This is a genomic window from Roseibium aggregatum (genome assembly GCF_017309185.1).
Lineage (GTDB): Bacteria > Pseudomonadota > Alphaproteobacteria > Rhizobiales > Stappiaceae > Roseibium > Roseibium aggregatum_B.
On record NZ_JAEKJZ010000009.1, the window covers coordinates 75224 to 100985 of the forward strand.

Below are 25762 nucleotides of genomic sequence, written 5' to 3' on the forward strand. Positions count from 1 at the left end.
CCCATGCTTTATGCCCTGATCTGCACCGACAAGCCCGGTGCCCTGCAAACGCGACTCGACAATCGCGCCGCTCATCTGGACTTTCTCAAGGGACTCGGCGACGGACTGAAGGCCGCCGGCCCCTTCCTCGACGACGACGGCAACATGACCGGATCCCTGGTCGTGATCGAGGCTGCCAACCGGCAGGAAGCCCTTGCGATTTCGCAGGAGGATCCCTATGCCGGCGCCGGCCTGTTCGAGAGTGTGGAAATCCGTCCCTGGAACTGGGCGGTCAAGAACCCGGAGGCATCGTAAGTGCAGTACTGGCTGATCAAATCCGAGCCGGACAAGTGGTCCTGGGACCAGCAGAAGGCAAAAGGCGACGCCGGCGAACAATGGGACGGCATCCGCAACTACCAGGCACGCAACAACATGCGCGCCATGGAAATCGGCGACAAGGCGTTCTTCTATCACTCCAATATCGGCAAGGAAGTTGTCGGTGTGGTGGAAGTCTGCAGCGAGATACATCCCGACACCACGACCGACGACACGCGCTGGGAATGCGTGGATTTCAAGGCCGTCTGCGACATGCCGAAGCCGGTGACGCTTGCCGACGTCAAGGCCGAGCCGCGGCTCGCCAAAATGTCGCTGGTGACCTCCATGCGCCTGTCCGTCCAGCCGGTCACGGCCGAGGAATGGAAGATCGTCTGCGAAATGGGCGGGATGAAAAAGCCCGCTTAGGGGCGAGTTGCACCAGCGGACTTGCCCAGCAACTCATCCTAAGGAGGATCTGAGCACCCCCTCAGGATGAGGTTTGTCGATTGGGATAAACCTCGTTCAACCGGACCCGTTATGCCTACTATCAAGGACCCGATCGCCTTCATCCGCCGTGAAACGAAAATCAAGGCGGTTCCGCACGCCGAGGAGATCCGCCTCCATCTGGCCGACGAGGCGATCGGTCTCTGGCAGAAGACGGAAGAGGAACTGGGCGATCTCGGTCTCGACCCGCCCTTCTGGGCCTTTGCCTGGGCCGGAGGCCAGGGGCTTGCCCGCTATATTCTCGACACTCCTGAACTCGTCGCCGGCAAACACGTTCTGGACTTCGCCTGCGGGTCGGGCCTGGTCGGCATCGCCGCGATGAAGGCCGGAGCGGTCGGCTGCCACGCGGTCGACGTCGATCCCATGGCGTTGGCGGCGGCAAGACTCAACGCGGACCTCAACGGTGTCTCCCTGTCGCTGGAAACGGCCGACATCACGGACGGGCTTCCACCGGACGCCGGCATCGTCTTTTGCGGCGATGTCTTTTACGACAAGGCCATGGCGGAAAGGGTGCTTTCCTTTCTCTACCGGCTGGTGGACGCCGGGAAGGAAGTGATCGTCGGAGACCCGGGCCGGTCCTATCTGCCGACAGCCCGGTTGACCGAGCTGGCCGAGTATCGGGTTCCGGTGATCCGGGCCCTTGAAGACAACGAAATCAAACACACTCGGATCTTCCGTTTGACGAAAAAATAGGTCTTGCCAGAGTTCTCGTGAGGATTAATTTGACCTATTGTCCCGAGATACGCGGATTTTCCTCCAGATCCGCTTCCCCTTTCGACCAATTGCGATAGTTTGCCGCTCGGGCGTCAGACGCTTTTTCGTATCGTGGTGTTTCTAGGAGCCGTGCATGCCGATCGTAAACCGCCTTGCTGAAATGACCGACGAAATCACGGCGTGGCGCCGGGATATTCATGAGAATCCGGAAATTCTCTATGAAACGGTCCGTACGGCCGGAAAGGTGGCGGAGCTGCTGCAAAGCTTCGGCGTCGACGAAATCGCGACCGGCATAGGAAAGACCGGTGTCGTCGGCGTGATCAAGGGACGGCACGGCGGCCGGGGGAAAGCCATCGGCCTGCGCGCCGACATGGACGCGCTGCCGATCGAGGAAATCACCGGCAAGCCCTATGCCTCCAAGGTGCCCGGCAAGATGCACGCCTGCGGTCACGACGGCCATACGGCCATGTTGCTGGGCGCTGCGAAATATCTTGCCGAAACGCGGAACTTCGACGGCACGGTCGTCGTGATCTTCCAGCCTGCCGAGGAAGGCGGCGCCGGCGCCAAGGCCATGATCGACGACGGTCTGATGACCCGCTGGCCAATGGACGAGGTTTACGGCATGCACAATTATCCGGGCCTGCCGGTGGGAGAGTTCGCAATCCGCACGGGGCCGATCATGGCGGCGACCGACGAATTCCGCATCGTCGTCAAGGGCAAGGGCGGACACGCCGCCAAACCGCACCAGACCATCGATCCGGTCGTCACCGGCGCGCATATGGTCACCGCTCTGCAAACCATCGCCAGCCGCAACGCCAATCCGCTGGACTCCGTGGTGGTCTCGGTCACGATGTTTGAAGCCGGAAACGCCTATAACGTCATTCCCCAGGAAGCCTCGCTCTCCGGCACGATCCGTACCCTGAACCCCACCGTGCGCCATCTGGCGGAACAGCGCCTTTCAAAAATCGTCAATTCGGTCGCCGAAGCCTTCGACGCCGAAGCCGAACTGCATTTCCGCAAGGGCTATCCGGTCACCATGAACCACGGCGACCAGACCGAATTCGCCGCCGACGTGGCTGAAGGAATTGCCGGCCAGGGCAAGGTCGACCGGCATGTCGAACCGATGATGGGCGGCGAGGACTTCGCCTTCATGCTTGAGGAACGCCCGGGCGCGATGATCTTCGCCGGCAACGGCGACAGTGCAGGCCTGCACCACCCGGCCTACGATTTCAACGACGACCTGATCCCCTACGGCAGCTCCTATTGGGTCAAGCTCGTGGAAACGGCTTTGCCCGCGGTCGCGTGAAGGTCTAGCGGTTAGCGCCCAACGCCGACCACACAACGTCATCGCAGGGCCTGACCCTGCAAACCGTGCCGTTGCCTTGCCTCATGCGAAGGATTGTTGAGAGGAAACGGCATGGATGCCATGGTCAAGCCAAGGCATGACGAATTCCAGGGGTCGTGACGTCGCGCAAAAAATGCTTATAACGGACCCCGGTTTCCGTCGGCGCTTTCATGCAGGCTTTCAGCGATGTTCCTTTCCCCGTTCAAGCTTTCCTTCCTGGCGGCCTATATCCTGGTCGGGGCGATTTTCGGCGTTCTGGTGGTTCACCCTCTGAACCTGATTGTCGTCTGGTGGGAACTGTCCCGCTTCTCCGAAACCGCACCGGGCCTCTTTGAATTTCTTTCAGCGCGACTCTGGCTGATACTGCTGCCCAGGCATCTCGATGTCGCGATCGCCTATTTTCTGATCGGTGCCGTCATCGGTCTCGCCTTCGGCATCTTCACACGCAACTACCTGCGCACGTCCGAGGCTTACCGCTCCTTGCGCGAGGAACAAACGGCACTCATTCCCGACCTGATGGCTCAGGGGGAAACGGAGAGGGTCGAGTTCAAATCCTCGCTTCGCTGGGACGTCAAGGAAAACCGGATCAACCGGGGTCTGGAAAAGGTAATCGCCAAAACCGTCGCCGGCTTCTTCAACGCCGATGGCGGGCACCTGCTGATCGGCGTGGACGACGGCGGCACTCCGCTGGGCATAGAAAAAGACCTTTCCACACTGAAAAGTCCGGATCACGATGCGTTCGAGCGCACGGTCAACGACATCGTTTCGAAATATCTGGGCGGCGACCTCTGCCCCTATATCCATACGGTCTTTGTCGCTGTTCAGGCCAGGGACGTGGCGATGATCATCATTCGCCCGGCGCCCCGCGCGGTCTATCTCGAAGAAGGCAAGGCCTCGGTCTTCTACGTGCGCAGCGGCAATTCCACCCGCCAGCTCGATGTGCGCGAAGCGCTGAACTACGCGCACACACGCTGGACGTAAGCGATGGACCTTGTGAGCCTTCTGCTCCCCGACCCGCTCGGCGTGCCGGCGACCGTAACGCTGGTCGTCGCCAGCTTTTTCACCTCCGCATTGACGGCGGCCGTCGGCCTCGGCGGCGGGGTTGCCCTGATAGCCGCCATGGCCACGCTGATGCCCCCGGCCGCACTGGTGCCGGTGCACGGCGTCGTTCAGCTCGGCTCCAATGCCGGCCGCGCCCTGGTTCAGCTCAAACATGTCGACTGGCTGATCGCGCTCTGGTTTGCCGCCGGCGCGCTGTTCGGAGCGGCCATCGGCGGTGCGATTGCGGTGGAACTGCCCGGCGCCGTGCTAAAGGCAGGGATCGGCGTCTTCGTCCTGTGGGTCGTCTGGGGCAGCAAGCCGAAATTCGGCAGGGTCCGCAAACGCGCCATGACCGCTGCCGGTTTCGCCTCCACCTTCCTGTCCATGTTTTTCGGCGCGGCCGGGCCGATCGGCGGGGCCGTGCTGTCGACGCTCGGTCTGACGCGCCACGGCTTCGTCGCCAATCAGGCGGTCACCGCGCTGATCATGCATGTCTTCAAGATCGTCGCATTTGGCGCCCTCGGCTTTGCCTTCGCGCCCTGGGCCGGCCTGATCGCCCTGATGATCGCAAGCGGCTTCCTCGGCACCCTCGCCGGCAGCCGTCTTCTCGGCAAGATGGACGAAAAGGCCTTCAGGACCGGTTTCAAATGGGTGATGACCATCCTTGCGCTGAACCTTTTCTGGCAGGCGGCAAGATCCTTGTCCGGTAGTTGACCTTTCTGTCGGCCTCGCTTGAACTCTTCGCAACCCGCTTTGCCTTGCAACAGCGCGGCCGACGCGCTAACCCACCGCCATCTGTTTTCAAAAAACACGGGATGGAACGTCCATGGCTTCTCAAAACCTTCTGCTTTTGCCGGGCGACGGCATTGGCCAGGAAATCATGCTGGAAGTGAAAAAGGTCATCGCCTGGTACAACGCCAAAGGCGGCATGTCCTTCGAGACCGATGAAGGCCTCGTCGGCGGCTCGGCCTACGACGCGCACGGCAAGGCGATTTCCGAGGAAGACATGGCCAAGGCCATGGCCTGCGACGCCGTCATCTTCGGCGCGGTCGGCGGCCCTAAATGGGACGACGTGCCCTATGACGTCCGTCCCGAAGCCGGCCTGCTGCGCCTGCGCAAGGACATGGAGCTTTTCGCCAACCTGCGTCCGGCGATCTGCTACCCGGCCCTTGCCGATGCTTCCTCCCTGAAACGGGACGTGATCGAAGGCCTCGACATCCTGATCGTGCGCGAGCTGACCGGCGGTGTCTATTTCGGCGAGCCGAAGGAGATCATCGATCTCGGCAACGGCCAGAAGCGCGGGATCGACACCCAGGTCTATGACACCTACGAAATCGAGCGCATTTCCGGTGTTGCCTTCGAGCTGGCGCGCACCCGCCGCAACAAGGTCACGTCCATGGAGAAGCGCAACGTGATGAAGTCGGGTGTGCTCTGGAACGAAGTCGTCTCCCAGACCCACCAGAACGGTTATCAGGACGTCGAGCTGGAACACATGCTGGCGGATGCCGGCGGCATGCAGCTCGTGCGCTGGCCGAAGCAGTTCGACGTGATCGTCACCGACAACCTGTTCGGCGACATGCTCTCCGACGTCGCCGCCATGCTGACCGGCTCGCTCGGCATGCTGCCCTCCGCGTCCCTCGGCGCCCCAGATGGCGTCACCGGCAAGCGCAAGGCCATGTACGAACCGGTCCACGGCTCCGCGCCGGACATCGCCGGCACGGGCGCGGCCAACCCGATCGCCATGATCGCCAGCTTCTCCATGGCGCTGCGCTATTCCTTCGAGGAAGTTGCCGCCGCCGATCTGCTGGACAAGGCTATCGCCGCCGTTCTCGACAAGGGCCTGCGCACGAAGGACATCGCCTCCGAAGGCCAGGCAACCGTGTCGACCTCGGAAATGGGCGACGCGATCGTTGCCGAACTGGACGCACTGAGCGCCTGATCGGCAAACCCGTTTGCATGAAGAACCGCCATCGGCTATCCCGGTGGCGGTTTTGATTTTTGACACCCTGTCAACCGGACGCACGCTGGTCAGATGATCGAAGACAAACTTGCCCCCTTTCTCGGAACCTGGATCCTCGACACCGAGGAAAGCGACTTCGAACAGGGCGAACCGCCGAAAAGCGCGACGCTCAGGATCGAGGACAATTTCGGCATGGCCATCTTCACCATGAACCAGGTGGCCGCCGACGGTGAGGTGACCAACGACAGTTTCGAGGCCATGCCCGGCGGGCCGGAGGTCAAGCTCGGCAAGAGCGGCCTCGTCGACGCCATGCGCCTGGTCTTCCAGGGTGACCGCAACCTCGTCTCCGAGGCCCGCCGGGGCGGGCTGACCATCATGAAGGCGGAACGCGAACTGTCGGAGGACGGCAACACGCTGACGGTCACGCAGACGGTCCATCTGGTCGATGTGGCCAGCTTCAAGAACATCTCCGTCTACCGCAAGTCCCAGTAGACCCATGGCGCAGCATCTTGGCGCCGTCGCCCTTGTCGTGCCGGACTACGACGAGGCGCTCGCGTTCTATGTCGGCAAACTCGGTTTCGACCTGATCGAGGACACCCGCCTGACAGAAGACAAGCGCTGGGTTCTCGTGGCGCCCAGGGGAAGTTCCGAAACCCGGCTTCTCCTCGCGAAAGCAGACGGACCGCGGCAGGCGGATGCCATCGGCAACCAGACCGGTGGGCGTGTCTTCCTGTTTTTGAATACGGACGATTTCGACCGGGACCATCGTGCCATGACAGACTTCGGGGTAACCTTCCTCGAACCCCCGCGCGTGGAGCCTTATGGCAAGGTTGCCGTCTTTGTGGATCCGTTCGGCAACAAGTGGGATCTCATCCAGCCGACGTTCAGCGCCTCCGGCCGGACCTTCGGATCATAACTCTGCCTTTGAAAAAACCTCCGAGGCCCAGTCGACAAAGGCCCTGACACCTGGCGAAAGCTGGCGGTGCGCAGGGTAGTAGACCGCAAGCGGCAGGGAAGTCGGCGGCAGGTTCGGCAGAACCTCGACGAGGCCGCCATTTTCCAGGTGCTCCCGCAGCCGGTAGCGCGGTGCCTGAATGAGGCCGAAACCGAGCCGCGCCAGATCGTGGACCGTCTCCGCGTCATTGGCGACCACCCGGCTCGGCAGCCGGACTTCGCGGACCTCCCCGTTCACCTGAAAATCCAGCGGCAGCACCCCGCCCGTGCGCGACGACAGGAAGCCCACGGTCTGATGGCCCTGAAGGTCTTCAAGGCTCCGCGGCATCCCATGCCGTTTCAGATAATCGGGGCTCGCGCAGGTAATTTCCGGAATGTCCGCCAGCTTTTTCATGATCAGGCTGCTGTCTTCCGGCACACCGGCCCTGAGCACGCAATCGACACCCTCGCGCACCAGATCGACCAGCCGCTCCCCCTGCCCCAGTTGCAGTCTGAGTTTCGGATACCGCTCCAGAAAACCGGGCAGATGCGGCAGCAGGAAAGTGCGGGTCAGCATGCCGTGGGCGTCGACGCGCAGATCGCCGGAAGGCTCGTTTCCGCGCAGCGCGCCTTCCGCGTCCTCGATATCGGCGAGAATGGACAGGCAACGCTTGTAGTAGGCCGCTCCATCCGGCGTCGGCGAAACGTGCCGCGTCGTGCGCTCCAGCAGCCGGCAGGCCAGGCTCCTCTCCAGCCGCCGGATGACGTCGGTCGCCGTCGACCGGGCGACACCAAGATCCGCGGCTGCGGCGGTGAAACTTCCCCGCTCAACCACCCGGACAAACAGACGCATGGCTTCCAGACGATCATACATTTATTCGTAATATCCGGATTATCTTTCCATGAATAGAGAGATTATCCGGATAATCGGGATGTCTATCTTCGCCTTCGATCAAAGGAGAAGAACATGACACACGACCTGAACACCGCAATTGTCACCGGAGCCAGCAAGGGGATCGGCGCCGCGATTGCGGCCCGGCTCGCCCGGGACGGTCACCCCGTGGCGGTCAACTACGGAAAGGACGGCGAAGCCGCCGCCGGCATCGTCGAAACCATCCGGAACGCGGGCGGCAGGGCAATCGCCCTGCCGGCGGATGTGGCACAACCCGGAGCCTTCAAGACCCTTTTCGACGCCGCCGAGGAGGCTTTCGGTCCGGTCGGCATTCTTGTGAACAACGCCGGAGTAATGGCCAACGCCCCGCTCGCGGAGGCCAGCGACGCCGACTTCGAACGCCAGTGCGCCGTCAATATCGGCGGAGTGTTTCAGGGCATGCGCGAAGGGGCCAGGCGCCTGCAGGACGGCGGGCGCATTGTGAGTCTGTCGTCCAGCGTGGTCGGCCTCTACCCGCCGAGCTACGGGATCTATGCGGCGACCAAGGCAGCGGTCGAGGCGATGACCCGCATTCTGGCCAAGGAACTCGGACCGCGCGGAATCCGTGTCAACGCTGTCGCTCCGGGGCCCGTCGAAACGGAGCTTTTTCTCTCCGGCAAACCGGACGAGCTGGTGAAAACCATCAAGGGCGCAAATCCTCTCGGCCGCCTCGGCCAGCCCGAGGATATCGCCGCCGCCGTCGCCTTTCTGGCCGGCCCGGACGGCGCCTGGATCAATGGCCAGGTTCTCAGAGCCAATGGCGGCATCGCCTGACGCGCCCTCAGCCCTCACCCTGCATCGCGGCGATCGCCCGGTGCATGAAGTCGAGGAACTGCCGGACTTCCGTGTCTGAAAAGTCTTTCAGCGCCACGGCGTTTTGCGCCCGCGCCGAGCCGATGGCCTCCGCCTCCAGCGCCTTCGCCTTGTCGGTCAGAAAGATCCGCTGCACGCGTCCGTCCTCCGGACAGGATTTCCGCACGATCAGGCCGTCGCGCTCCATGCGCGACAGCGTGTTGGCAAGCGTCGCCTGCTCGATACCGAGCTGACTCACCAGCTCCTTCTGGGTCTGGCCTTCTTCCGCCCAAAGGGCGAGCAAGGCGGGAAACTGACCGGTCGCCAGCCCGAGCGGCTTGATGCGCCGCTGCAGGCCGATGGCGAAAAGCCGTGCCATGTGGTTCGCCAGATAGCCGGCGGAGGTTTCCTTCGAAAAGGTCATGACCGGGTTATAGGACATATAGCGCGCTATATGAACAAGCTTTCAGCACAACGGGTGCGAAGGCCAGTCCTGTCCGTCGTACGTAGCCCGTTTCCGTCGGCGTCGCCTTTTCGAGGCAACATGGCTGTGAATTCGAAGGTCTGTTAAGCTCATGCCCAACCGATCAGAATTGCGGCACCGCTCAAGAACCGGGCAGACCCGCCGCCGACACGGACAGGTACATGGAAATCGAGAACGCAATCGCGGAAGGACAATCCCTGGCCCGGGGCGTTCTCAACTATCTGCTGACACCGTGGATGTTCTACCAGATCGCGATCATCGCCGTGCTGTTTGCGGCCGCCAGGCTCCTGAAATGGCGCATCGAGCCAAGACTGGAAGAAAGAGCCCGCCGCATCGAAGGGCATCCGGGCCTGTTGCGGGTCGTCATCGCGCTTTTGCGGCGACTCGACTGGATCTTTTTCAACCTGTTCCTGTTCCTCACTCTGACGGTCATGCGCGCCGTCACCTGGCCGAGCCGCAGCCACTTCATCTACATCGTCTTTTCCCTGTCGCTCGTGTGGCTGTTCGTTTCCGTGTTCTCGCGGATCATCCGCAACCGCCTGGCCGCGCGCATTCTGACATGGCTCGCCTGGATCTACGCGGCTCTCGTGATCCTCAACTTCGACGACGAAGCGGCCACGTTTCTGGACAGCTACGCGCTGCCGCTCGGCGAGTTGCGCCTCTCCGCCCTGATCGTTCTCAAGGCCGCGGCACTCCTGATCGCCACCATCTGGCTCGCGGTCGTCACCGGCCGTTTTCTCGACGAGCAGGTGCAGAAGTCGGAGGAACTGACCCCGTCGATCCGGGTCCTGATCGGCAAGGTGGTCAAATTCGGACTGGTGCTGATCGCGGCAACGGTCGCGCTGTCCTCCGTCGGCATCGACCTCAGCGCCTTCACCGTTTTCACCGGCGCCGTCGGGCTCGGCCTGGGCTTCGGTCTGCAAAAGGTGATCTCCAACTTCATTTCCGGGATCATCATCCTGCTCGACAAGTCGATCAAGCCGGGCGACACGATCTCGCTGGAAGGCACCTTTGGATGGATCCGGGAACTCCGGGCGCGCTTCGTCTCCGTCGTCACGAGGGACGGGCGCGAATACCTGATCCCCAACGAGGACTTCATCACCCACCGGGTGATCAACTGGTCGTTCAGCGACGACCTGGTTCGCCTCGACGTGAATTTCGGCGTTTCCTATGACTGCGACCCGCATGAGGTCAGCGCGCTGGCGATCGCCGCGGCCAGATCGGTTGCCCGGGTCGACCTCTCGAAAAACCCGGTCTGCTGGCTGACCGGCTTCGGAGATTCGTCCCTCGACTTCGTCCTGCGCTTCTGGATCAGCGACCCGCAGCAGGGCCTCACCAACATCCGCGGACAGGTCCTCCTCGCGCTATGGGACACGTTCAAGGAAAACAACATCGCCATCCCCTACCCGCATCGCGAGGTCATCCTGAAAACCCCGCCGGGAGAGGCGTTTCAGACGAAAGGTGAGCTCGAAGACTAACCTCGATGTCCGTTACAGGACCGCCTGACCGGTCACCTTCCGGTCCGCGTTGAACTGGTCCAGCCCCTTTGCCGTCAAAACATGCTTGGCAAGGCCCTTGATCACGCCGGGCGGTATCGCCGGCGCCGCCGCGAGGCTAGATCGCAGATTCTCCACACATACAGTTCCACGACAGGTCAATCAGAATCGATTGGCAACACCCACTCTAGTCTTTCTTTTTCTTAAACCTAAAACCTTCGCGAAAAAGAAATTCAGCGATTGAATGCCCGGCCTCATTCAACAACAACACCGTATAATAGCCGCCACTCCTCGCATAATTCTCAAATTTTCCGTAACCTTCGTGCCTATAATGCGATGTAACGCGTGTATCGAACTCATTATACTTCGGCTTATACCGGAAAAATTGTGGATTATCGGGTAGAAGGCGGAGCCTATAGCCCTTTTTACACTCGATCATGCTGAAATCGATGGGAGCACCACTGACGTGCCGCGCCATCGTCACACCGTCGACGGTTCCGCCTGAGACTATTGTCGCACACGGAAAGTCACGGCTGTCGACAATGACAGACTTGTGCCTGAGTTTTTCGTCGCCCTTGAGACGCAGCACCGGTTCTTTATTCAAACCGTTCTCCGTGACGGCGAAGATGAGCCCGTCTCCCTCGCATATTCTAAAGCACTGCACATACATTGCGTTTTCCGAAAGAGCCGGACGCTCGCGATCAAATTTCGGTTCTCTCCCCTTTTCAAACGAGTTCGGATCGCGCCCGTCAGCCTTGAAGCTCGCGACAGCGGCGTCGAGGCTCTTCTGCAGAATGGCGACTTCCTTGACGGCTTGCAGGTAGGGACCGTGGTTACTCCCGTCCCGAAACCCGTCCGGGAGGCTTGAGAGCTTTTTCAGCAAGGCGTCAAGCTCGCCGTTGCGCCGGGACCAGTCGGCCGCGCTGCCGAGATCCGTCTTGCTCAGGTAAGCACCGCTCCAGGCACCGGATACATTGCCGACTTCGATGTCGTAGCTGCGCTCGATCGCATCCCGGAGACGGCTGTAGGCCGGTCCCATCGCACGGTAACGTTCGCGGCCATAGTCTTTCATATAGGCGCTGTGGAGCAGGTAGAGATTAAGGTCCGCTGCCTCGACCCTGACCGAACTGACTGTCAGTCCCTTCGCCCAGGCAGCCTTTGCGACACCTGCTGAAAGCCACATGCTCCGTGACCCTTCCTTCAGGAACAAATGGTCCCAGTCCGGGCTTCCCGGCACATTGAACGACCATTGCCCCGGCGCCCCGGTCGCACCGACGTCCGCCACGAGGTCGACGATCCCGACTTCACTGAAAAAGCTGATCCGGAGTTTCACCTCGGTCAGCCTGACCTTGTCCCGCAGGCCCTGGGGCAGCACGGCGAAACTCATTGTCTGATATTTTTCGTCCCGGATACCGGCTTCCAGAACCGGAAGCGTGACGGTGCCTCCCGAGGCATCGAACCTGAAACGCAGGGAAACGACCGGTTCACCGCCAAGAAGACCCAGCTTCAGATCGGCGTTCCACTTGAAAGGCAGGGAAGCGCCTTTTTCCGACCGTCCGGCCCCTCGCACCTCGTCGGTGCCGTTGAGTTTGAAGTCCATCGTCTCCGCACTGGCGAGCGGACTCATGGTGAGCGCGAGCCAGAGACCGATCACTGGAATGGAAAAGAGCCTGCGAACAAAAGTCATCTCAGCGTCCCTCCAGCCATTTGGTAAATCGCGATTGTCTTTTTTGGGAGCGGCCGGGGCTTTTCCCCGTGTCATACGCCGACAGAGGCTTGAAGGAAAAACTCGAAAGCGCCACGGGCTTTACCGCCGCTTCGGCAGATTGTGCCGCCGGCTTGACCGCGACTACCGCGGCATGCCAGTTCGGATCGGGCTTGGTGTTGTCGATGACCGCCCAGGCCTTCAACGACAGATCGTAGGGCATCGCGCTGGCAATGACCGTCATCTGTTTCCGATCGATGCCCGCCTTGATCGCTTTTTCCAGATATTCAAGCGCCAGCTTCGGATTGCGCCGGACCACGTTTCCCTTGCCGTAGGCATAGGCCAGCTCAGAGGCCCCGTAGGGACTGCCGAGCTCGTAGGCTTTTTTCAGGTAGCCGATACCTTTGTTCGGATTCTTTTTGAGGCCGTATCCGTAAAGCATGTTCTTGCCGTAAAGCCGAACCGCATCCGGGTATTCCGCCTTGGCGGCCTGTTCGAGATAGGAAGTCCGGTTAAACGGGTTTGAGCTGTATCTGACGCACGTCTTCCGGCTCATGCTGTTATAGACCCAATAGGCGGCCAGCGGGTCGCCCTCCTGGGCTTCCCGTCGGAGGTTCTCGAAAACCTTGTTGTCCTTGCAGGACTTCACGCCCCTGTCCACGATCGCGTCGTAACGCTCCCGCCACTCCGGGGGAACCTGAGCGCCGACGGACGATACCAGGAGAGGAAACAGAAGAACGGCCGAACAAAGAAACCTGAGCATATTCACTCGCAAATTGACAAAAATCGATGGTTCACAATCACTTCGAACCCTGAAGATGACATTAATGGCGAGGGAAATACGGCGTCTTGCGGGAACGCAGGTTTCCTGCGGTGAAGACGTTCCCGCTCTTCGTCTGCGCAAAGGCCGCTGGACGCGCCGCATCCGCAATTCGAAAATCAGTTCGAAAAAAGGCCCAGAAGCCAAAGACTTCCGGGCCCTGGGTCAGGTCTTGGGAGACTTGACTTGCCTTGTCTTTTTATCAGTTCAGACGGCTTGCCGGGCCGAGGTCGATAAGCTGGGTTTCGCCGGGCGCATCGTCGACACCGTCATTGTCGGTGATCAGGATCAGGCGTCCGCCGGGCGTAACCGTCAGCCCTTCGGGTTTGTCCAGAACCCAGCCCTTGCTTTTCGCCATCGCCGGCAGGATGTCCATCGCGAAGTGCTTTTCGAGCACCGGCAGCGTCTCACCATAAGCGGCCGGAGTGACACCTTTCAGGGAAACCGTCGTGATCTGCTTGATCGCGGCGTCTTCACCACCCTTGTTGTCACGTTCCAGGATCGCGAAAGCGCCGTCGCCGAGAGAGACGATCTCGGACAGGCCAACCCAGCCGCCGGCCGCACTTTTCGGTGCGTCGAGCGGGTAGTGCACGAAGCCCCAGGACTTGTCCGCGGGGGTATAAATGGCGATCTTGGTCATGCCCTTGGGATCGTCTTTCCATTCGCGCTGAACGGCAACGGCGACCCGCGTCTGACCGTCCATTTCGAACTCGGCGACACCCTCGAAGGAGTAGCGGTCGGACTGATCGATCAGGGCCTGCGGCAAGGTGATCTCTTGCTCGACGGTGCCGTCCTTGCCAACCTTCAGGAGAAGGTGTTGCAGGTCTTTTTCCAGGTTGCCTTCGGATGCCAGCCAGAAGCCGCCATCCCTGGCGACGGAAATGCCTTCCAGATCCAGCTTCGCCTGTTTGCCGCCTTGAACGGTGGCATAGGACACGATCTTCGCCGGCCTGGAGGAGATGTCCAGGGTATAGATCCGGGCATCGTCATAGAAGCTGTCGCTGACCGCATAGAGCTTGTTTTCGTCTTCCGGGTCGGCGGCCAGGCCGGAGAGTGCGCCCCAACCGATCGGAGCCTGCTTTTCCTCGTCGATTGCTGAAACGATGGACGGGTAGGACGGGGCCTCGGCGCCGAACTGATAGAGCGAGACATGCGCGCGCACGCCGTCTTCGTCGACCTCGTTGGCCACCGCGAAGAGATCCCGGCTCGGGATCGCCAGAAGGCCTTCCGGGCCGACATGGGTCGGCAGGAGCTGGACGAATTCCGGCGTGCCGCCGGTGTCCTTGTAAACGGCGACGAAGTTGCCGCGTTCGGAGTTGACGAAGATCAGCGTGTCGCCGCCGAAGTCCCCGACCGCCACGCCTTCCGGCTCGGTACCTTTCTTGTGAGCGCGCTTGGCCGGATAGTGGCCGTGGGCCATTCCCAGATGCTCCATCTGGTTGCCGCTGTCGAAGAGCACGTCGCCCTTCGCGTTCCAGATGGTGAAGCCGCGCGAGCCGCCTTCGTAGTCGCCTTCGTTGGCGGTCACGAAACGCTCGTCGTCGATCCAGGCAACCGCGTCCGGCTCGCGGCGGACATCGACACTGGAACCGGATGCGTCGCTCATGCGCGCCTTTTTCACCGGAACGTTCTCTGCCGTTGCCGTACCCGCGGAGAAATTCGCGACGACCTTGCCGCTCGCCAGATCGACGATGGCGATGTGGTTGTTTTCCTGCAGGGTGACGACGGCCTGGTTTTTAGAGTTGATGGAGACAAATTCCGGCTCCGGATCGCTCGGGGCGACTTCGGCCAGGCCGGTCATGTCGACGATGCGGACCGCGTCGCAATTGGTCGGCGCGCCGTTATCGTCGAGATCGAAGATCGCCAGATGGCCCGCAGGCATTTGCGGGATAACCCCGTCGTTTAGCTCTTCGTCACGCTCGTTCTCGATCGCGATGGCGACGAACTTGCCATCCGGAGAAATCGCAACGCTGTCCGGCTGTCCCTTGGCGTCGCACTCGGCGGTGACTTCATACCCGTTCAGCGAGATCACGGTCATCTTGCCGGACACGTTGATGAAGTCTTCGCTGGTATTCACACCCGCATAGGCGGCGTAGGCGCCAACGGCAACGGACGTCGGTTCGCCGCCCAGCGCCACGCGGCCTGCCGGCTGAATGTTCAGCGGATTGGCGGCGTTGACGAACACGATGGCCTCGCCGGGGCTGTCCGTGAAGGCCAGAGTGCGGCCGTCCTTGGACGCGTAGATGATCTCGGCGACGGTCTCGGTCGCCTTGTCGGCTCCATCCGGCAGGGTCTTGTAGACCGGGTAGGAATTGATACGCTCGAAGAAATCCGCCTGAGCGGACGAGACCGCGCCCAGTCCAAACAGGACAGCCAGGCCGGCCCCTTTCAAGAAATGCCCGCGAAGTGTCGCCATTCCACTAACTCCCTTGTTGCTTAGGGTTTGAGGTGGCGGCAAACTAGTTCTCCTGGACTCAAAACAAGTGACGGAATGATGAAGCTTTTTTGACGAGCCGGCGACGGGTGCGCGAGCGTTTCCTCTGGATTCTCGCGGCAGGCCCGATTGACCGGAACCTCTGCCGCCGCCTCTTGCCAGACACTTCGGGCCGGAGTAAACTGCAAAGTGTACCTGCTGCGTCAGGTGTCTCTTTATCCAGCTCTTTTGCGCGCTCCCGCGCTTCTACCGGACAAACTCATGCAAATCGGATTTGCCCGCTCCGCCATCGTGCTGGGGCTTTTAGCCGTTGTCGGTCCGTTTGCGATCGATCTTTATCTGCCGGCGATCCCCGAGATCGTGCAGGACCTGAATACGGATGACGCAGGCGCCCATCTCACATTCACGGTCTATTTTCTGGCCTTTGGCCTGGCTCAGCTCATCTACGGTCCCCTCGCCGACTGGCTGGGTCGCAAGGCTCCCGTGTTCATGGGTCTGGCGGTTTTCATTGCAGGATCGGTCTTGTGCGCGACCGCCCAGGACATCGCGATGCTTACGACCGGCCGGTTCGTTCAGGCGCTCGGCGCGGCATCGACGATGGTGATCGCCCGTGCCGTGGTGCGCGACATGCACACCGGCACCGAGGCGACCCGTCTGATGGCGCTGGTCATGCTGGTGATCAGCATTTCCCCCCTGCTGGCGCCGCTTACCGGCAGCGTCATCATCAGCTTCGCGAGCTGGCGGATGATTTTTTACGCGCTCGGCCTGATCGCGGTCGCGGCGTTGGCGGTCACGGTCTTCCTCCTTCCGGAGACCCTGCCGCGCGAAAGCCGCAGCCGGATCGACCTGACCGGGCTTGTCCGCAGCACCATCTACCTGATCCGCGACGCGAAATTCGTCGGCCTGACCCTGATCGCCGGCTTCTCCCTTGCCAGCTTCTTTGTCTTTATCGCCTCGGCGCCGATGGTTTACATGACGCAGTACCAACTTTCGCCGACCGGTTTCAGCCTCGTTTTCGCGATCGGCGCCGTCGGCTTTTTCGGAGCCTCTCAGTTCGCGGCACGCCTTGGCCAGAGATACGGCATGGCCAGGGTCGCGTTCTGGGCGGTTTGCGGTTTTGCCGCGGCGACAAATCTTCTCTTCGGGCTGGTCTTTGCAGGCATCGACCAGTTGCCGGTTCTGATAGCACTTCTTTTCATCGGTAACGCCTTTCTGGGTCTGGTCATCGCACCCACGATGGTCATGGCGCTGGAAGCGCACGGCGAACACGCGGGCATGGCCTCCTCGCTGGGAGGAACGCTGCAAATGGTGTCCGGGGGCGTAATGATCCTGGTATGCAGCCCGTTTTTCGACAGAACGGCGCTGCCGCTGACCGGCGCAATCGCATCCTGCTCGCTGCTGGCGCTGGTCTTCGCCTTGCTGACGATCCGTCCCGCGTCCCCGGAAAAGGCCCCCGCCTGAAACGAGGTGCAGGCGGAGAACAAGAACCTCGGTCGGCGTGTGCGACCGTCAAACGGACGTTCCGATGTCCTCGAGCTTTTTCTGCAGGGAAACCTTATCCAGCGAGGACATCGGAAGGTTCACGAAGATCGAAATCCGGTTGTTGAGCATCCGGAAGGTATCGTTGTAAGCAACCTGTTTTTCGCTCTCGTTGCCTTCGACAGCCGCCGGGTCCGGCACACCCCAATGGGCTGACATCGGCTGTCCCGGCCAGACAGGGCAGACCTCCTTCGCCGCGTTGTCGCAGACCGTGAACACGAAATCCATTTCCGGCGCGCCGGGCACGGCGAACTCGGCCCAGTCCTTGGACCGGGCATCGTCCGTGTTGAAGTTCAGTTTGTGCAGCAATTGCAATGCCTCCGGCCGGACGGCGCCCGCGGGATGCGAGCCCGCCGAAAAGGCTTTGAACCGCCCTTGTCCCTCCCGGTTCAGAATCGCTTCCGCCATGATCGAGCGAGCGGAATTTCCCGTACACAAAAACAGAACGTTGTACTCTTTTTCAGACATCGGTTTCTCCTTGGGTCTGGTTATTTCCGGCAGGTAACCGCTTCAAACACCAGCGCACAGAGTTCGGGATGCCCTCCACAGCAATCAGCCATCAAGAAGGTCAGCAGTTCCCGCGTTCCGTGCAGATCGGCGAAGTAGCGGATGGATCTTCCTTCGCGTTCGTTGCGGACCAGCCCCGCCTGCAACAGAACCGACAGGTTCGCCGACATGGTGTTCTGGCGCACGCCCAGCGCCTCCCCGATCTCGCCGGCGTTCATGCCTTCGGGACCGGCACTCAAAAGAAGTCGGAAAACCTCCAGCCGGGTTTTTTGACTGAGCGCGCTGAAAGCGCTTAATGCCTCATTCATATCCATAATTCATGATATATGGATATGAATCCTTTTCACAAGCCTTTTGTTTCACAGCGCATGATGAGGGTGGCGGTTCAGGCATTTTCATCTCCCCTCTTGCAATTGCCCGCGACTGCTGCTGACCTGACAGTCCACTCCGGATCGGGACAGTCCATGGAAACGCGTGAAAGCCGACAGAAAGGCAGGGGCCTGCCGGAAAACGCCGCACGGGCGACAGGCCGCGGGAACGCCGGGGATGGATGAGGCGGACTTTCCCGAAGAGGAATTTGCCACGCGCACCGAAAAGGCACAGCGCGCGATGGCCGCTGCCGGGATGGACGCGCTCTTTTTCACCACGGAACCGGAAGTCCGGTATTTCACCGGGTTCCGAACGCTCTTCTGGCAGAGCCCGACGCGCCCCTGGTTTCTCGTTGTCCCGGCGTCCGGCAAACCGGTCGCGGTCATCCCGCAAATCGGCGCCCGCCTGATGGCCTCGACCTGGATTGACGATATCCGGACCTTCTCCGCGCCGCATCCGGTGGACGACGGCATCGGCCTGCTCGCCGAAGTTCTGGCACCTTACAGCGCCATCGGCGTGCCCATGGGCCGCGAAAGCGCATTGCGCATGCCGCTCAAGGATTTTCAGTCCTTGCGGGACAGGTTGAGCGGAGCTGAGTTCCTGGACGCCAGTTCCCTGGTGCAGGGCTTGCGCATGGTGAAGTCGGAAAACGAAATCGCTCAACTGCGAGAGATTTGCCGGATCGGATCGGCCGGCTTTACCCGTGCGCCGGCCCTCTTTCGGGCCGGCCAACCCTTGAAAGAGGTCTTCCGCGCCTTCCGGATCGAACTGCTGACCCAGGGCGCCGACGACGTGCCCTATCTGGTCGGCGGTGCCGGCAGGGATGGCTACGGCGACGTCATCTCGCCAGCGACGGATCAAACCCTGCAGCCCGGTGACGTTCTCATGCTCGACACCGGCGCGACCAGAAACGGCTATTTCTGCGATTTCGATCGCAACTACGCGATTGGCACGGCCAGCGAGCCCGTAAAGCGCGGCCACGCGACACTGGTCGATGCCGTATCCGCCGCTGCGGCGATTGCCCGGCCCGGCCGGACCTGCGCCGATCTCTACCGGGCCATGGCCGCCGGGATCGGCCAGGCTGAAGGCGACGTCGGCCGGCTGGGCCACGGGCTCGGGATGCAGCTTACCGAAGCGCCATCACTCACCGGTTTCGACGAAACCGTCTTGAAGGAAGGCATGGTTCTGACGCTCGAACCGAGCCTGACGCTTGGCCCGGGCAAGATGATGGTGCATGAGGAAAACATCGTCGTGCGCGACGGCGAGCCGGAGTTCCTGACCAGCCGCGCCGGTCCCGACATCCCCGTCATACCCGCCTGAACGGAAAGGACACCTGCGTGAGATTGCCTTTTGACTGCGACACCGGCCCCGGTTCGACGGCGGCATTCGGCCTGATCGTGCTCTCAACGGACGAGACGGTCGAAGATGAGCTCCGGCCCGTTTTCAGCGGGGACGGTGTTTCGCTCCTCCACACCAGGATCGAAAGCGCGCCGGAGGTGACATACGAAAAACTGATGCAGATGAAGGCGCGGCTGACCCAGTCGGCAGGGCTGCTGCCCGGCAACGGATCCATGGACGTTATCGGCTACGCCTGCACCTCCGGCTCGACGGTGATCGGATCGGACCAGGTCGCGGCGGCCGTTCGCGAAGCCCACCCGAAAGCCGCCGTGACCAATCCGGCCATGGCCGTCGTGGCGGCGCTCCGGCATCTGAACGTCTCCCGGATCGGTCTCGTCTCGCCCTATGTGGAGGAAGTCTCCGACGCGCTGTGCGGCCTGTTGCGAACGGAAGGCATTACGCCGGTGACCGTCGGCTCTTTCGGCCAGGCCGAGGAAACGGTGGTCGCGCGGATTTCGCTTCGCTCCGTCGAGGCGGCCATTTGCGAAATCGGCAGCGACCCGGCCATTGAGGCCGTGTTTGCCTCCTGCACCAATCTTCACGCCCTTGCCGTCATCGAGGCATGCGAGAAAAGACTGGGCAAACCGGTCATCAGTTCGAACCTGGCGCTCGCCTGGCATATGTTGACGCTCGCCGGATGCCCCACCGAAGGACGCGGCCCCGGCCGGCTTTTCAACGGCACTTGAATGGCAATCGGCCAACAAGTTGACGGCCGATGCCGCCAAACCGTCGCTTTCCTTGTTGACTCGGGGAAAATTCCGGGCAAAAACTCCGCCGTCTCAAGTTTTGACGATTGCGAGCCCCGATGAACCGGCCGACCGCCGAAAATCTGGATATGAAGTCTGAACCCCTTGCCGGCGCGATGTTCCTGCGCGGCGAGACCCGGACGGCTGCCGCGACCGCATTCAAACGCACAACCAAGACCACCAAGACCACCGCCTGACGGTGCCGCTCATCCCGCCTCCCCGGGGATGGGAGGCGCCGGGAGCCGGCCATGCCCATAGACCAGGGCGGCCGGCGCAGCGGGGAGACGGACAAGGACAAATCGAACATGGGTTTCAAAATCGCAATTGCAGGCGCCACCGGCAATGTCGGCCGCGAGATGCTGGACATCCTTGCGGAACGCGGCTTTCCGGCGGACGAAGTCGTGGCCCTTGCCTCCCGCCGCTCCCAGGGCACGGAAGTTTCCTTTGGCGACAGGACGCTGAAGGTCCAGGCCATGGAGAACTATGACTTCTCCGACACCGACATCTGCCTGATGTCCGCCGGTGGCGACGTTTCCAGGGAATGGTCGCCGAAGATCGGCGCCAAGGGCTGTGTCGTGATCGACAATTCCTCCGCCTGGCGCTACGACGCCGACGTGCCGCTGATCGTGCCGGAGGTCAATGCGGACGCGATTGTCGGCTTCACCAAGAAGAACATCATCGCCAATCCGAACTGCTCCACCGCGCAGCTTGTGGTCGCGCTCAAGCCGCTTCACGATCATGCAAAGATCAAGCGCGTGGTCGTCTCCACCTACCAGTCCGTCTCCGGCGGCGGCAAGGAGGCGATGGAAGAGCTCTTCAACCAGACCCGCGCGGTGTTCGTCAACGACCCCATCGAACCTGAAAAATTCACCAAGCGCATCGCCTTCAACGTGATCCCGCATATCGATGCCTTCATGGAAGACGGCTACACCAAGGAAGAATGGAAGGTGCTGGCCGAGACCAAGAAAATGCTCGACCCGGCGATCAAGGTGACCTGCACCGCCGTCCGCGTTCCCGTCTTCATCGGCCACTCGGAAAGCGTCAACATCGAGTTCGAAAACGAGATCACCGCCGAGGAAGCCCGCAACATCCTGCGCGAGGCTCCCGGCTGCCTTGTCATCGACAAGCAGGAAGACGGCGGCTACGTCACGCCTTATGAAAGTGCCGGCGAGGACGCCACCTACATTTCCCGCATCCGCGAGGACGCCACGATCGAAAACGGGCTCAACATCTGGGTCGTCTCGGACAACCTGCGCAAGGGCGCCGCGCTCAACACGGTTCAGATCGCGGAAGTTCTGGTCAACCGCGGCCTGATCACGCCGAAAAAGGCCGCTGCCTGAGTTCAGCGGCTCCGAATCTTTCCTGCAAATCTCCTGACGGGCGCCCGAGAGCGCCCGTTTTGCTGTTTGGACGACAACACGACAAAATGATTTATCGCGGCCCAGTGATTTTTACCGAGAGGCAGGTCGCACCAATTCATCACGAGAAAATTATTTTGATGAAATCAATTACTTACCGAAATTTTCAACCAAAGGAAGCATAACTCAGAAATCTATCTAAGATTGTTTTTCTTGGGTATTAATTTACTACCTTTGCGTAAAGTGGCCTCAAACCTAACCAATCGGGGCTTGGAATGAAGAACCTTCTTGCTCGCATGAGCGTCACTTCAACACTTGCGGTCATCTCAAGTGGCGTCTTCGCCGTCTCCATGGTCGTCGTCGGCGTCATTCTTTACGAAGTCGCCCTCGGGCAGGCCGAACAGCGAGCGATCAACAAGCAAGATGTCAATCTGCGTGTTGCCGCGACCCTGCTCGGTGAACGTCTCGAGGGCACCAAGGTGTCGTGGAACGGCGACGGCAACGTGAGCCGGATTGAGCTCGCCGACATTCCGGAATTCGCCAATCACGAGATGATCGATGCAATCGGCCGCATGACGGGCGAAACGGTCACCGTTTTCGCCTGGGACCCGGAAACGAAGGATTTCTGGCGCAAGTCGACCAACATTATCAAGGGTGACGGCAAGCGCGCGGTCGGAACGCCGCTTGGACAGAACGGCGCCGTCTATCCGGTCGTGACCAAGGGCAAGACCTTCCACGGCCAGGCAACCATCCTGGGCAAGGACTACTTCACCGTCTACCAGCCGATCTTCAATCCCGGCGGAGATATCGTCGGCATCCTCTATGCCGGCGTGGAAAAGGCCGCCGTGCTGGCGAGTGTCTCCGAGCTGATGAACCGCTACATTCTGCTGGCTCTGCCGGTGGTGCTGATCTCGGTAGGTATCCTGGTCTTTGCCATCAGCCGTCTGCTACGCCCGATCACCAGCCTCGCCGAAATTACCGGCCAGATCGCTCAGGACCAGTTGAGTGCCGACGTTCCCTTCGTGGAGCGCACCGATCAGATCGGTGTACTCGCACAAGCGGTCAGCACGCTCAAATCGCGGGCCGTGGAGCGTCTCGAACTGGCGGATCAGCAGCGCCAGAATGATGCGAAAGCGCTCACCCGTCAGGAGCATATCGGTGAGTTGATCGCAACCTTCCGCGGCAACGTATCGAACGTTCTCGACACGGTTGGCGAGACGGTCAACGGCCTGGAAGGAACTGCCGGACACCTTTCCGACCTGTCCGGCCAAAGCGCCTCAAACGCGGTCGAAACGCTGAACTCAGCGGATGACGCCACCTCAAGCGTTCAGACCGTTGCGAGCGCCGCCGAAGAGCTGACCGCCTCGATCAGCGAAATCTCCCGCCAGGTCGCGCAGACCACCGACGTCGTCGGCCGCGCAACCGAAGGAACGCGGATCACCAACGAGAAGGTCGAGGGCCTCGCTGCCTCGGCATCCAAGATCGGCGAGGTCGTGACGCTCATCCAGGCGATCGCAGAACAGACCAACCTGCTGGCACTGAACGCCACCATCGAGGCAGCCCGTGCCGGAGAAGCCGGCAAGGGCTTCGCCGTCGTGGCCGCGGAGGTCAAGGAACTGGCGACCCAGACCTCCAAGGCGACGGAGGAAATCTCCAGCCAGATCGCCGCGATCCAGGACGCCACAAAGGAATCCGTCAGCGCGATCGCCGAAATCACGACGATCATGGAAGAAGTGAATTCCTACACCGGAACGATCGCGGCAGCCGTGAACGAGCAGGGCTCGGCGACAAGCGAAATCTCCCAGAACGCCCAGAAGGCCGCCGAAGGCACGACCTTCGTTTCCTCGCGCATGTCGGACCTGTCCGGAACGGTGAACCAGACCTCGGAAGCCTCCCGGACCGTGCTGGACGCCTCCGGCCTGCTTGCCGCACGGACAGAGGATCTCAAGCAGGAAGTCGAGAACTTCCTGAGCAGCGTCGCGGCGGCCTGATCGCACCGCGCAGCAAAGGGCCCTTCGTCTCAACAATCGAAAAAGCGCGGAACCAGGGTTTCGCGCTTTTTTGTTATGCGGTGGCGGTCACGCGCTCTCCCGAAGAAGCATCTCGCCTTCGTGCAGGAAACAGGTCTTAGAGAAGACCCCGTCTTCAATGCGGCCCGACTGGATGACATCCGCCATGTCGGGAAGCCGCTTCAAAGCCGGATCGTACGACCGGCTGATCTGCGACAGAAACACGAACACGGTCCCCCGTCTTGCCGCGAAATCCCGAAGCGCCCGCATTTGCACCGCAAGCTCCGGCTTGTCGCCGCCCTCATCCAGGATTTGCAGGTAGTCGATCACCGCCAGCGTGCCGGGTTCGGCGTCCGCCATCTGGCGGATCACATAGTCGGATCCGATTTCTTCGGACGTTCTGATCTCAAGTCCCCGCAACGGGTCTTTCCGCCCGGGTGCAAGAGCTCTCAGAAACCCGGCAACCTCGCGCTCGGTATGAAACAGCGTGAAGAAAAACCCGCGCCGTTCTTGCCGGGCCGCCTCGAGCAGCAATTGCAGACCAAGCGTCGTCTTGCCGTGTCCCGGTCTCGCTCCCAAAAGCATCAGATCGCCGTTTTGCAGCCGCGGCAGGAGGGATCCGGGCGGCTCGTCTTGCGAAACTCTGGCGGACAAAAGGCTCCAGCGGCCGAAGCCTTCCTCTCTGGCGACCCTGTCGAGTGCCTGATTCAGGGGAATATTCTCGGCGCGAGCGAGCAACCTGGCACGGCGCTTCAGCCGGAAAATCGGGGTGGACAGTTTCATGGACGGACCCTCCGTTGCGAGCCGGAACCACAATCCCTCCTCATGTGAACGCTCGAACAGCCGGTACGGTCAATTAGAGCGTATCGCGTTTTACTGGAAATATCCTGCTTCGCTTTTGCGTTGAAATCTTTGATTTCAGAAAGCGAAAAGCGAACCCGAAAAAACGCGATTTGCTCTAAATGCCCTGCATGGAAAAGCTTCCCCGAACGGAGGGAGGAGGCGCGGGCCACGCCTGTCGGCAAAGCGTATGTGAGTCGCACCGAGCGGACAAGTTCTTGCTGTCAGGCCGCTCGGTGCCGTCAGACCAGGTCCGGCATGAACGGAAGGTCTGTTACGCCGATATCCTGCCCGGCCTGGGTAAGCAGCGTCGAGAGTTGGCCCCGGTGATGGGTCTGATGGTTGAACATGTGAGTCACAAGCAGCCAGCGCGGACGCCGCCGTGCGGTGCCGTCCTGACCGCTGGTCCATTCGAGCGTTCCGGCGAGCCAGTCCGCCGACACCTGTTCCGTGAAATCCGCGATTTCCGCGCACATCGCCAGATGGGCGTCTTTCAGCTCTGAAAACTCATCGAACAGGTCGACGCCCATGCCCTTGACCGCGTAGGACCGGCCAGTAAACCGGCCCATCCAGATCCGGTCCGCCCACAAGATATGATTGAGCGTCGAATGTACCGAACGGAAGAAAGCCCCCCGGTCTTCCTTGCGCTCCGTGTCGTCCATTTTCCCGGCGGCTTCGTAAACCTTCCCGGTCATCCAGGTGTTGTAGACGGCCATACGGCGGTAAAGAGCCGGATCGATCTGCATTTTCTCTTCCAATTCCGAACCTATTCGGTGGCTTCGGCGGTGTCCGGTTCAGCCCTTTCAAATCGCTGGCTTTCCGGATCCATGACGCGGAGCTCGCCGGACCCGATGTCGAACCAGGCCCCGTGCACCTCCAGAACGCCCTGCTGCACAGCGCGTTCAATAAATGGAAAGGTCATCAGGTTTTTCAGCGACTGCCTGACGCCGGCATATTCCATCGCAAGCTGCGGGTCGTCCGCCTTGTCGATCGGCATGCAGGCCATGGCGATCGCCGCCGGCTCAAGCAGCTTGATCCAGCGTCCAATGAACTGTCCCGTGGCCATGGGCGCGTTGGCGTTCTCCCGGAAGGCTTTTACGCCGCCGCACTGGCCGTGGCCCAGGATCACGATGTGCTTCACCTTCAGGCCGTTCACCGCGAACTCGATGGCGGCGCTGGTGCCGTGCTGGCCTTCCGTATCCTCGTAAGGCGGCACCAGGTTGGCAACGTTGCGCACAACGAACAGTTCGCCGGGGCCGACATTGAAGATCCCCTCCGGCGTGACCCGGCTGTCGCAGCACGAGATCACCATCACCTCCGGCGTCTGTCCGTAGACCGCGAGACGCTCGTGGGTTTCCTTGTGCCGCACGAACGCCTTGTTCAGATAGCGGCCGTAGCCCGCAACGAGATGTGCCGGAAATTTCAAGACCCTTGCCTCCAGACCGTGCCGCAAGGTCTCCTGCCTCCAGACAGGCGGAAGACCTTTTCCGGAAGACATAGATAAGGGTTTCCACCTAGCACGCCAAGGGCCTTAGCCAATCGG

General features: G+C 61.2%; 27 protein-coding genes. 16 read left to right on the top strand and 11 right to left on the bottom strand.

The features are described from left to right. Positions 1 to 3 precede the first annotated feature (3 nt). From JF539_RS26830 to JF539_RS26870, 9 genes are all read left to right on the top strand, one after another. Positions 4 to 294, top strand: coding sequence for a YciI-like protein (locus JF539_RS26830; RefSeq protein ID WP_207144300.1), 291 nt, complete (start codon positions 4 to 6; stop codon positions 292 to 294). Further along, a complete protein-coding gene (locus tag JF539_RS26835; RefSeq protein WP_207144301.1) occupies positions 295 to 720 on the top strand; it encodes an EVE domain-containing protein in 426 nt (141 codons plus the stop codon). Between the two features lie 111 nt (positions 721 to 831). Beyond that, positions 832 to 1491: a class I SAM-dependent methyltransferase gene (locus JF539_RS26840; protein ID WP_207144302.1), complete on the top strand. Its 660-nt coding sequence runs from the start codon at positions 832 to 834 to the stop codon at positions 1489 to 1491. 154 nt (positions 1492 to 1645) lie between these two features. Next, complete coding sequence (locus JF539_RS26845) at positions 1646 to 2818, top strand: M20 aminoacylase family protein (RefSeq protein ID WP_207144303.1); 1173 nt, start codon at positions 1646 to 1648, stop codon at positions 2816 to 2818. Positions 2819 to 3043: 225 nt separating this feature from the next. Beyond that, positions 3044 to 3838: a helix-turn-helix domain-containing protein gene (locus tag JF539_RS26850; RefSeq protein ID WP_207144304.1), complete on the top strand. Its 795-nt coding sequence runs from the start codon at positions 3044 to 3046 to the stop codon at positions 3836 to 3838. 3 nt (positions 3839 to 3841) lie between these two features. After that, positions 3842 to 4612, top strand: a complete 771-nt coding sequence (locus tag JF539_RS26855) for a sulfite exporter TauE/SafE family protein (protein ID WP_207144305.1) — start codon at positions 3842 to 3844, stop codon at positions 4610 to 4612. Between the two features lie 112 nt (positions 4613 to 4724). Further along, positions 4725 to 5837 (top strand): 3-isopropylmalate dehydrogenase, encoded by a 1113-nt coding sequence (gene leuB, locus JF539_RS26860; RefSeq protein WP_207144306.1) that lies wholly within the window; start codon positions 4725 to 4727, stop codon positions 5835 to 5837. A gap of 93 nt (positions 5838 to 5930) precedes the next feature. Continuing rightward, entirely contained in the window at positions 5931 to 6350 is a 420-nt protein-coding gene (locus tag JF539_RS26865) for a hypothetical protein (RefSeq protein WP_207144307.1), read from the top strand. A 4-nt stretch (positions 6351 to 6354) separates the two neighbouring features. Beyond that, positions 6355 to 6774 (top strand): VOC family protein, encoded by a 420-nt coding sequence (locus tag JF539_RS26870; RefSeq protein ID WP_207144308.1) that lies wholly within the window; start codon positions 6355 to 6357, stop codon positions 6772 to 6774. Here the strand turns inward: JF539_RS26870 and JF539_RS26875 are convergent. Beyond that, positions 6769 to 7665, bottom strand: coding sequence for a LysR family transcriptional regulator (locus tag JF539_RS26875; protein WP_207144309.1), 897 nt, complete (start codon positions 7663 to 7665; stop codon positions 6769 to 6771). The genes JF539_RS26870 and JF539_RS26875 overlap by 6 nt on opposite strands. A gap of 93 nt (positions 7666 to 7758) precedes the next feature. Here JF539_RS26875 and JF539_RS26880 point away from each other — a divergent pair, with 93 nt between their 5' ends. Beyond that, the gene (locus tag JF539_RS26880) at positions 7759 to 8496 is read left to right on the top strand and encodes an SDR family oxidoreductase (RefSeq protein ID WP_207144310.1); all 738 of its coding nucleotides are present in this window, start codon (positions 7759 to 7761) and stop codon (positions 8494 to 8496) included. A gap of 7 nt (positions 8497 to 8503) precedes the next feature. Here JF539_RS26880 and JF539_RS26885 read toward each other — a convergent pair whose 3' ends face one another. Continuing rightward, the gene (locus JF539_RS26885) at positions 8504 to 8938 is read right to left on the bottom strand and encodes a MarR family transcriptional regulator (RefSeq protein WP_207144412.1); all 435 of its coding nucleotides are present in this window, start codon (positions 8936 to 8938) and stop codon (positions 8504 to 8506) included. Positions 8939 to 9159: 221 nt separating this feature from the next. Between JF539_RS26885 and JF539_RS26890 the strand changes: the two genes are divergently transcribed. Continuing rightward, positions 9160 to 10476, top strand: a complete 1317-nt coding sequence (locus JF539_RS26890; protein ID WP_207144311.1) for a mechanosensitive ion channel family protein — start codon at positions 9160 to 9162, stop codon at positions 10474 to 10476. 12 nt (positions 10477 to 10488) lie between these two features. Here JF539_RS26890 and JF539_RS26895 read toward each other — a convergent pair whose 3' ends face one another. The 4 genes from JF539_RS26895 to JF539_RS26910 all read right to left on the bottom strand — a co-directional run bounded on the left by JF539_RS26895 (position 10489) and on the right by JF539_RS26910 (position 15435). After that, positions 10489 to 10632 (bottom strand): hypothetical protein, encoded by a 144-nt coding sequence (locus JF539_RS26895; RefSeq protein WP_207144312.1) that lies wholly within the window; start codon positions 10630 to 10632, stop codon positions 10489 to 10491. 49 nt (positions 10633 to 10681) lie between these two features. Continuing rightward, complete coding sequence (locus JF539_RS26900) at positions 10682 to 12181, bottom strand: hypothetical protein (protein WP_207144313.1); 1500 nt, start codon at positions 12179 to 12181, stop codon at positions 10682 to 10684. Between the two features lies 1 nt (position 12182). Beyond that, positions 12183 to 12962, bottom strand: coding sequence for a tetratricopeptide repeat protein (locus JF539_RS26905; protein WP_207144314.1), 780 nt, complete (start codon positions 12960 to 12962; stop codon positions 12183 to 12185). Between the two features lie 259 nt (positions 12963 to 13221). Next, positions 13222 to 15435, bottom strand: coding sequence for an esterase-like activity of phytase family protein (locus JF539_RS26910; protein WP_207144315.1), 2214 nt, complete (start codon positions 15433 to 15435; stop codon positions 13222 to 13224). A gap of 279 nt (positions 15436 to 15714) precedes the next feature. On the opposite strand from JF539_RS26910, the gene JF539_RS26915 reads away from it, so the two are divergent. Next, positions 15715 to 16914 carry a multidrug effflux MFS transporter gene (locus tag JF539_RS26915; protein WP_207144316.1) on the top strand — a complete coding sequence of 400 codons (1200 nt, stop codon included), beginning with the start codon at positions 15715 to 15717 and terminating at the stop codon, positions 16912 to 16914. 48 nt (positions 16915 to 16962) lie between these two features. Here JF539_RS26915 and JF539_RS26920 read toward each other — a convergent pair whose 3' ends face one another. Beyond that, positions 16963 to 17460 (bottom strand): arsenate reductase ArsC, encoded by a 498-nt coding sequence (locus JF539_RS26920; protein WP_207144317.1) that lies wholly within the window; start codon positions 17458 to 17460, stop codon positions 16963 to 16965. Between the two features lie 20 nt (positions 17461 to 17480). Then, complete coding sequence (locus JF539_RS26925) at positions 17481 to 17813, bottom strand: ArsR/SmtB family transcription factor (RefSeq protein WP_207144318.1); 333 nt, start codon at positions 17811 to 17813, stop codon at positions 17481 to 17483. Positions 17814 to 17973: 160 nt separating this feature from the next. Here JF539_RS26925 and JF539_RS26930 point away from each other — a divergent pair, with 160 nt between their 5' ends. The 4 genes from JF539_RS26930 (at position 17974) to JF539_RS26945 (ending at position 23361) form a co-directional block, all read left to right on the top strand. Beyond that, positions 17974 to 19188 carry a Xaa-Pro peptidase family protein gene (locus tag JF539_RS26930; RefSeq protein ID WP_328809329.1) on the top strand — a complete coding sequence of 405 codons (1215 nt, stop codon included), beginning with the start codon at positions 17974 to 17976 and terminating at the stop codon, positions 19186 to 19188. Between the two features lie 17 nt (positions 19189 to 19205). Further along, positions 19206 to 19952 carry an Asp/Glu racemase gene (locus JF539_RS26935; RefSeq protein WP_207144319.1) on the top strand — a complete coding sequence of 249 codons (747 nt, stop codon included), beginning with the start codon at positions 19206 to 19208 and terminating at the stop codon, positions 19950 to 19952. Between the two features lie 365 nt (positions 19953 to 20317). Next, positions 20318 to 21352, top strand: a complete 1035-nt coding sequence (locus JF539_RS26940; protein WP_207144414.1) for an aspartate-semialdehyde dehydrogenase — start codon at positions 20318 to 20320, stop codon at positions 21350 to 21352. Between the two features lie 293 nt (positions 21353 to 21645). Then, on the top strand, positions 21646 to 23361 hold the full coding sequence (locus tag JF539_RS26945) for a methyl-accepting chemotaxis protein (RefSeq protein ID WP_207144320.1): 1716 nt from the start codon (positions 21646 to 21648) through the stop codon (positions 23359 to 23361). 87 nt (positions 23362 to 23448) lie between these two features. Here the strand turns inward: JF539_RS26945 and JF539_RS26950 are convergent, their stop codons facing one another. The 3 genes from JF539_RS26950 to JF539_RS26960 all read right to left on the bottom strand — a co-directional run bounded on the left by JF539_RS26950 (position 23449) and on the right by JF539_RS26960 (position 25717). Beyond that, positions 23449 to 24162: a DNA helicase gene (locus JF539_RS26950; protein ID WP_207144321.1), complete on the bottom strand. Its 714-nt coding sequence runs from the start codon at positions 24160 to 24162 to the stop codon at positions 23449 to 23451. A gap of 299 nt (positions 24163 to 24461) precedes the next feature. Continuing rightward, complete coding sequence (locus tag JF539_RS26955) at positions 24462 to 24965, bottom strand: DinB family protein (RefSeq protein ID WP_207144322.1); 504 nt, start codon at positions 24963 to 24965, stop codon at positions 24462 to 24464. Positions 24966 to 24985: 20 nt separating this feature from the next. Continuing rightward, a complete protein-coding gene (locus JF539_RS26960; protein ID WP_209017629.1) occupies positions 24986 to 25717 on the bottom strand; it encodes a carbonic anhydrase in 732 nt (243 codons plus the stop codon). Between the last annotated feature and the right edge of the window lie 45 nt (positions 25718 to 25762).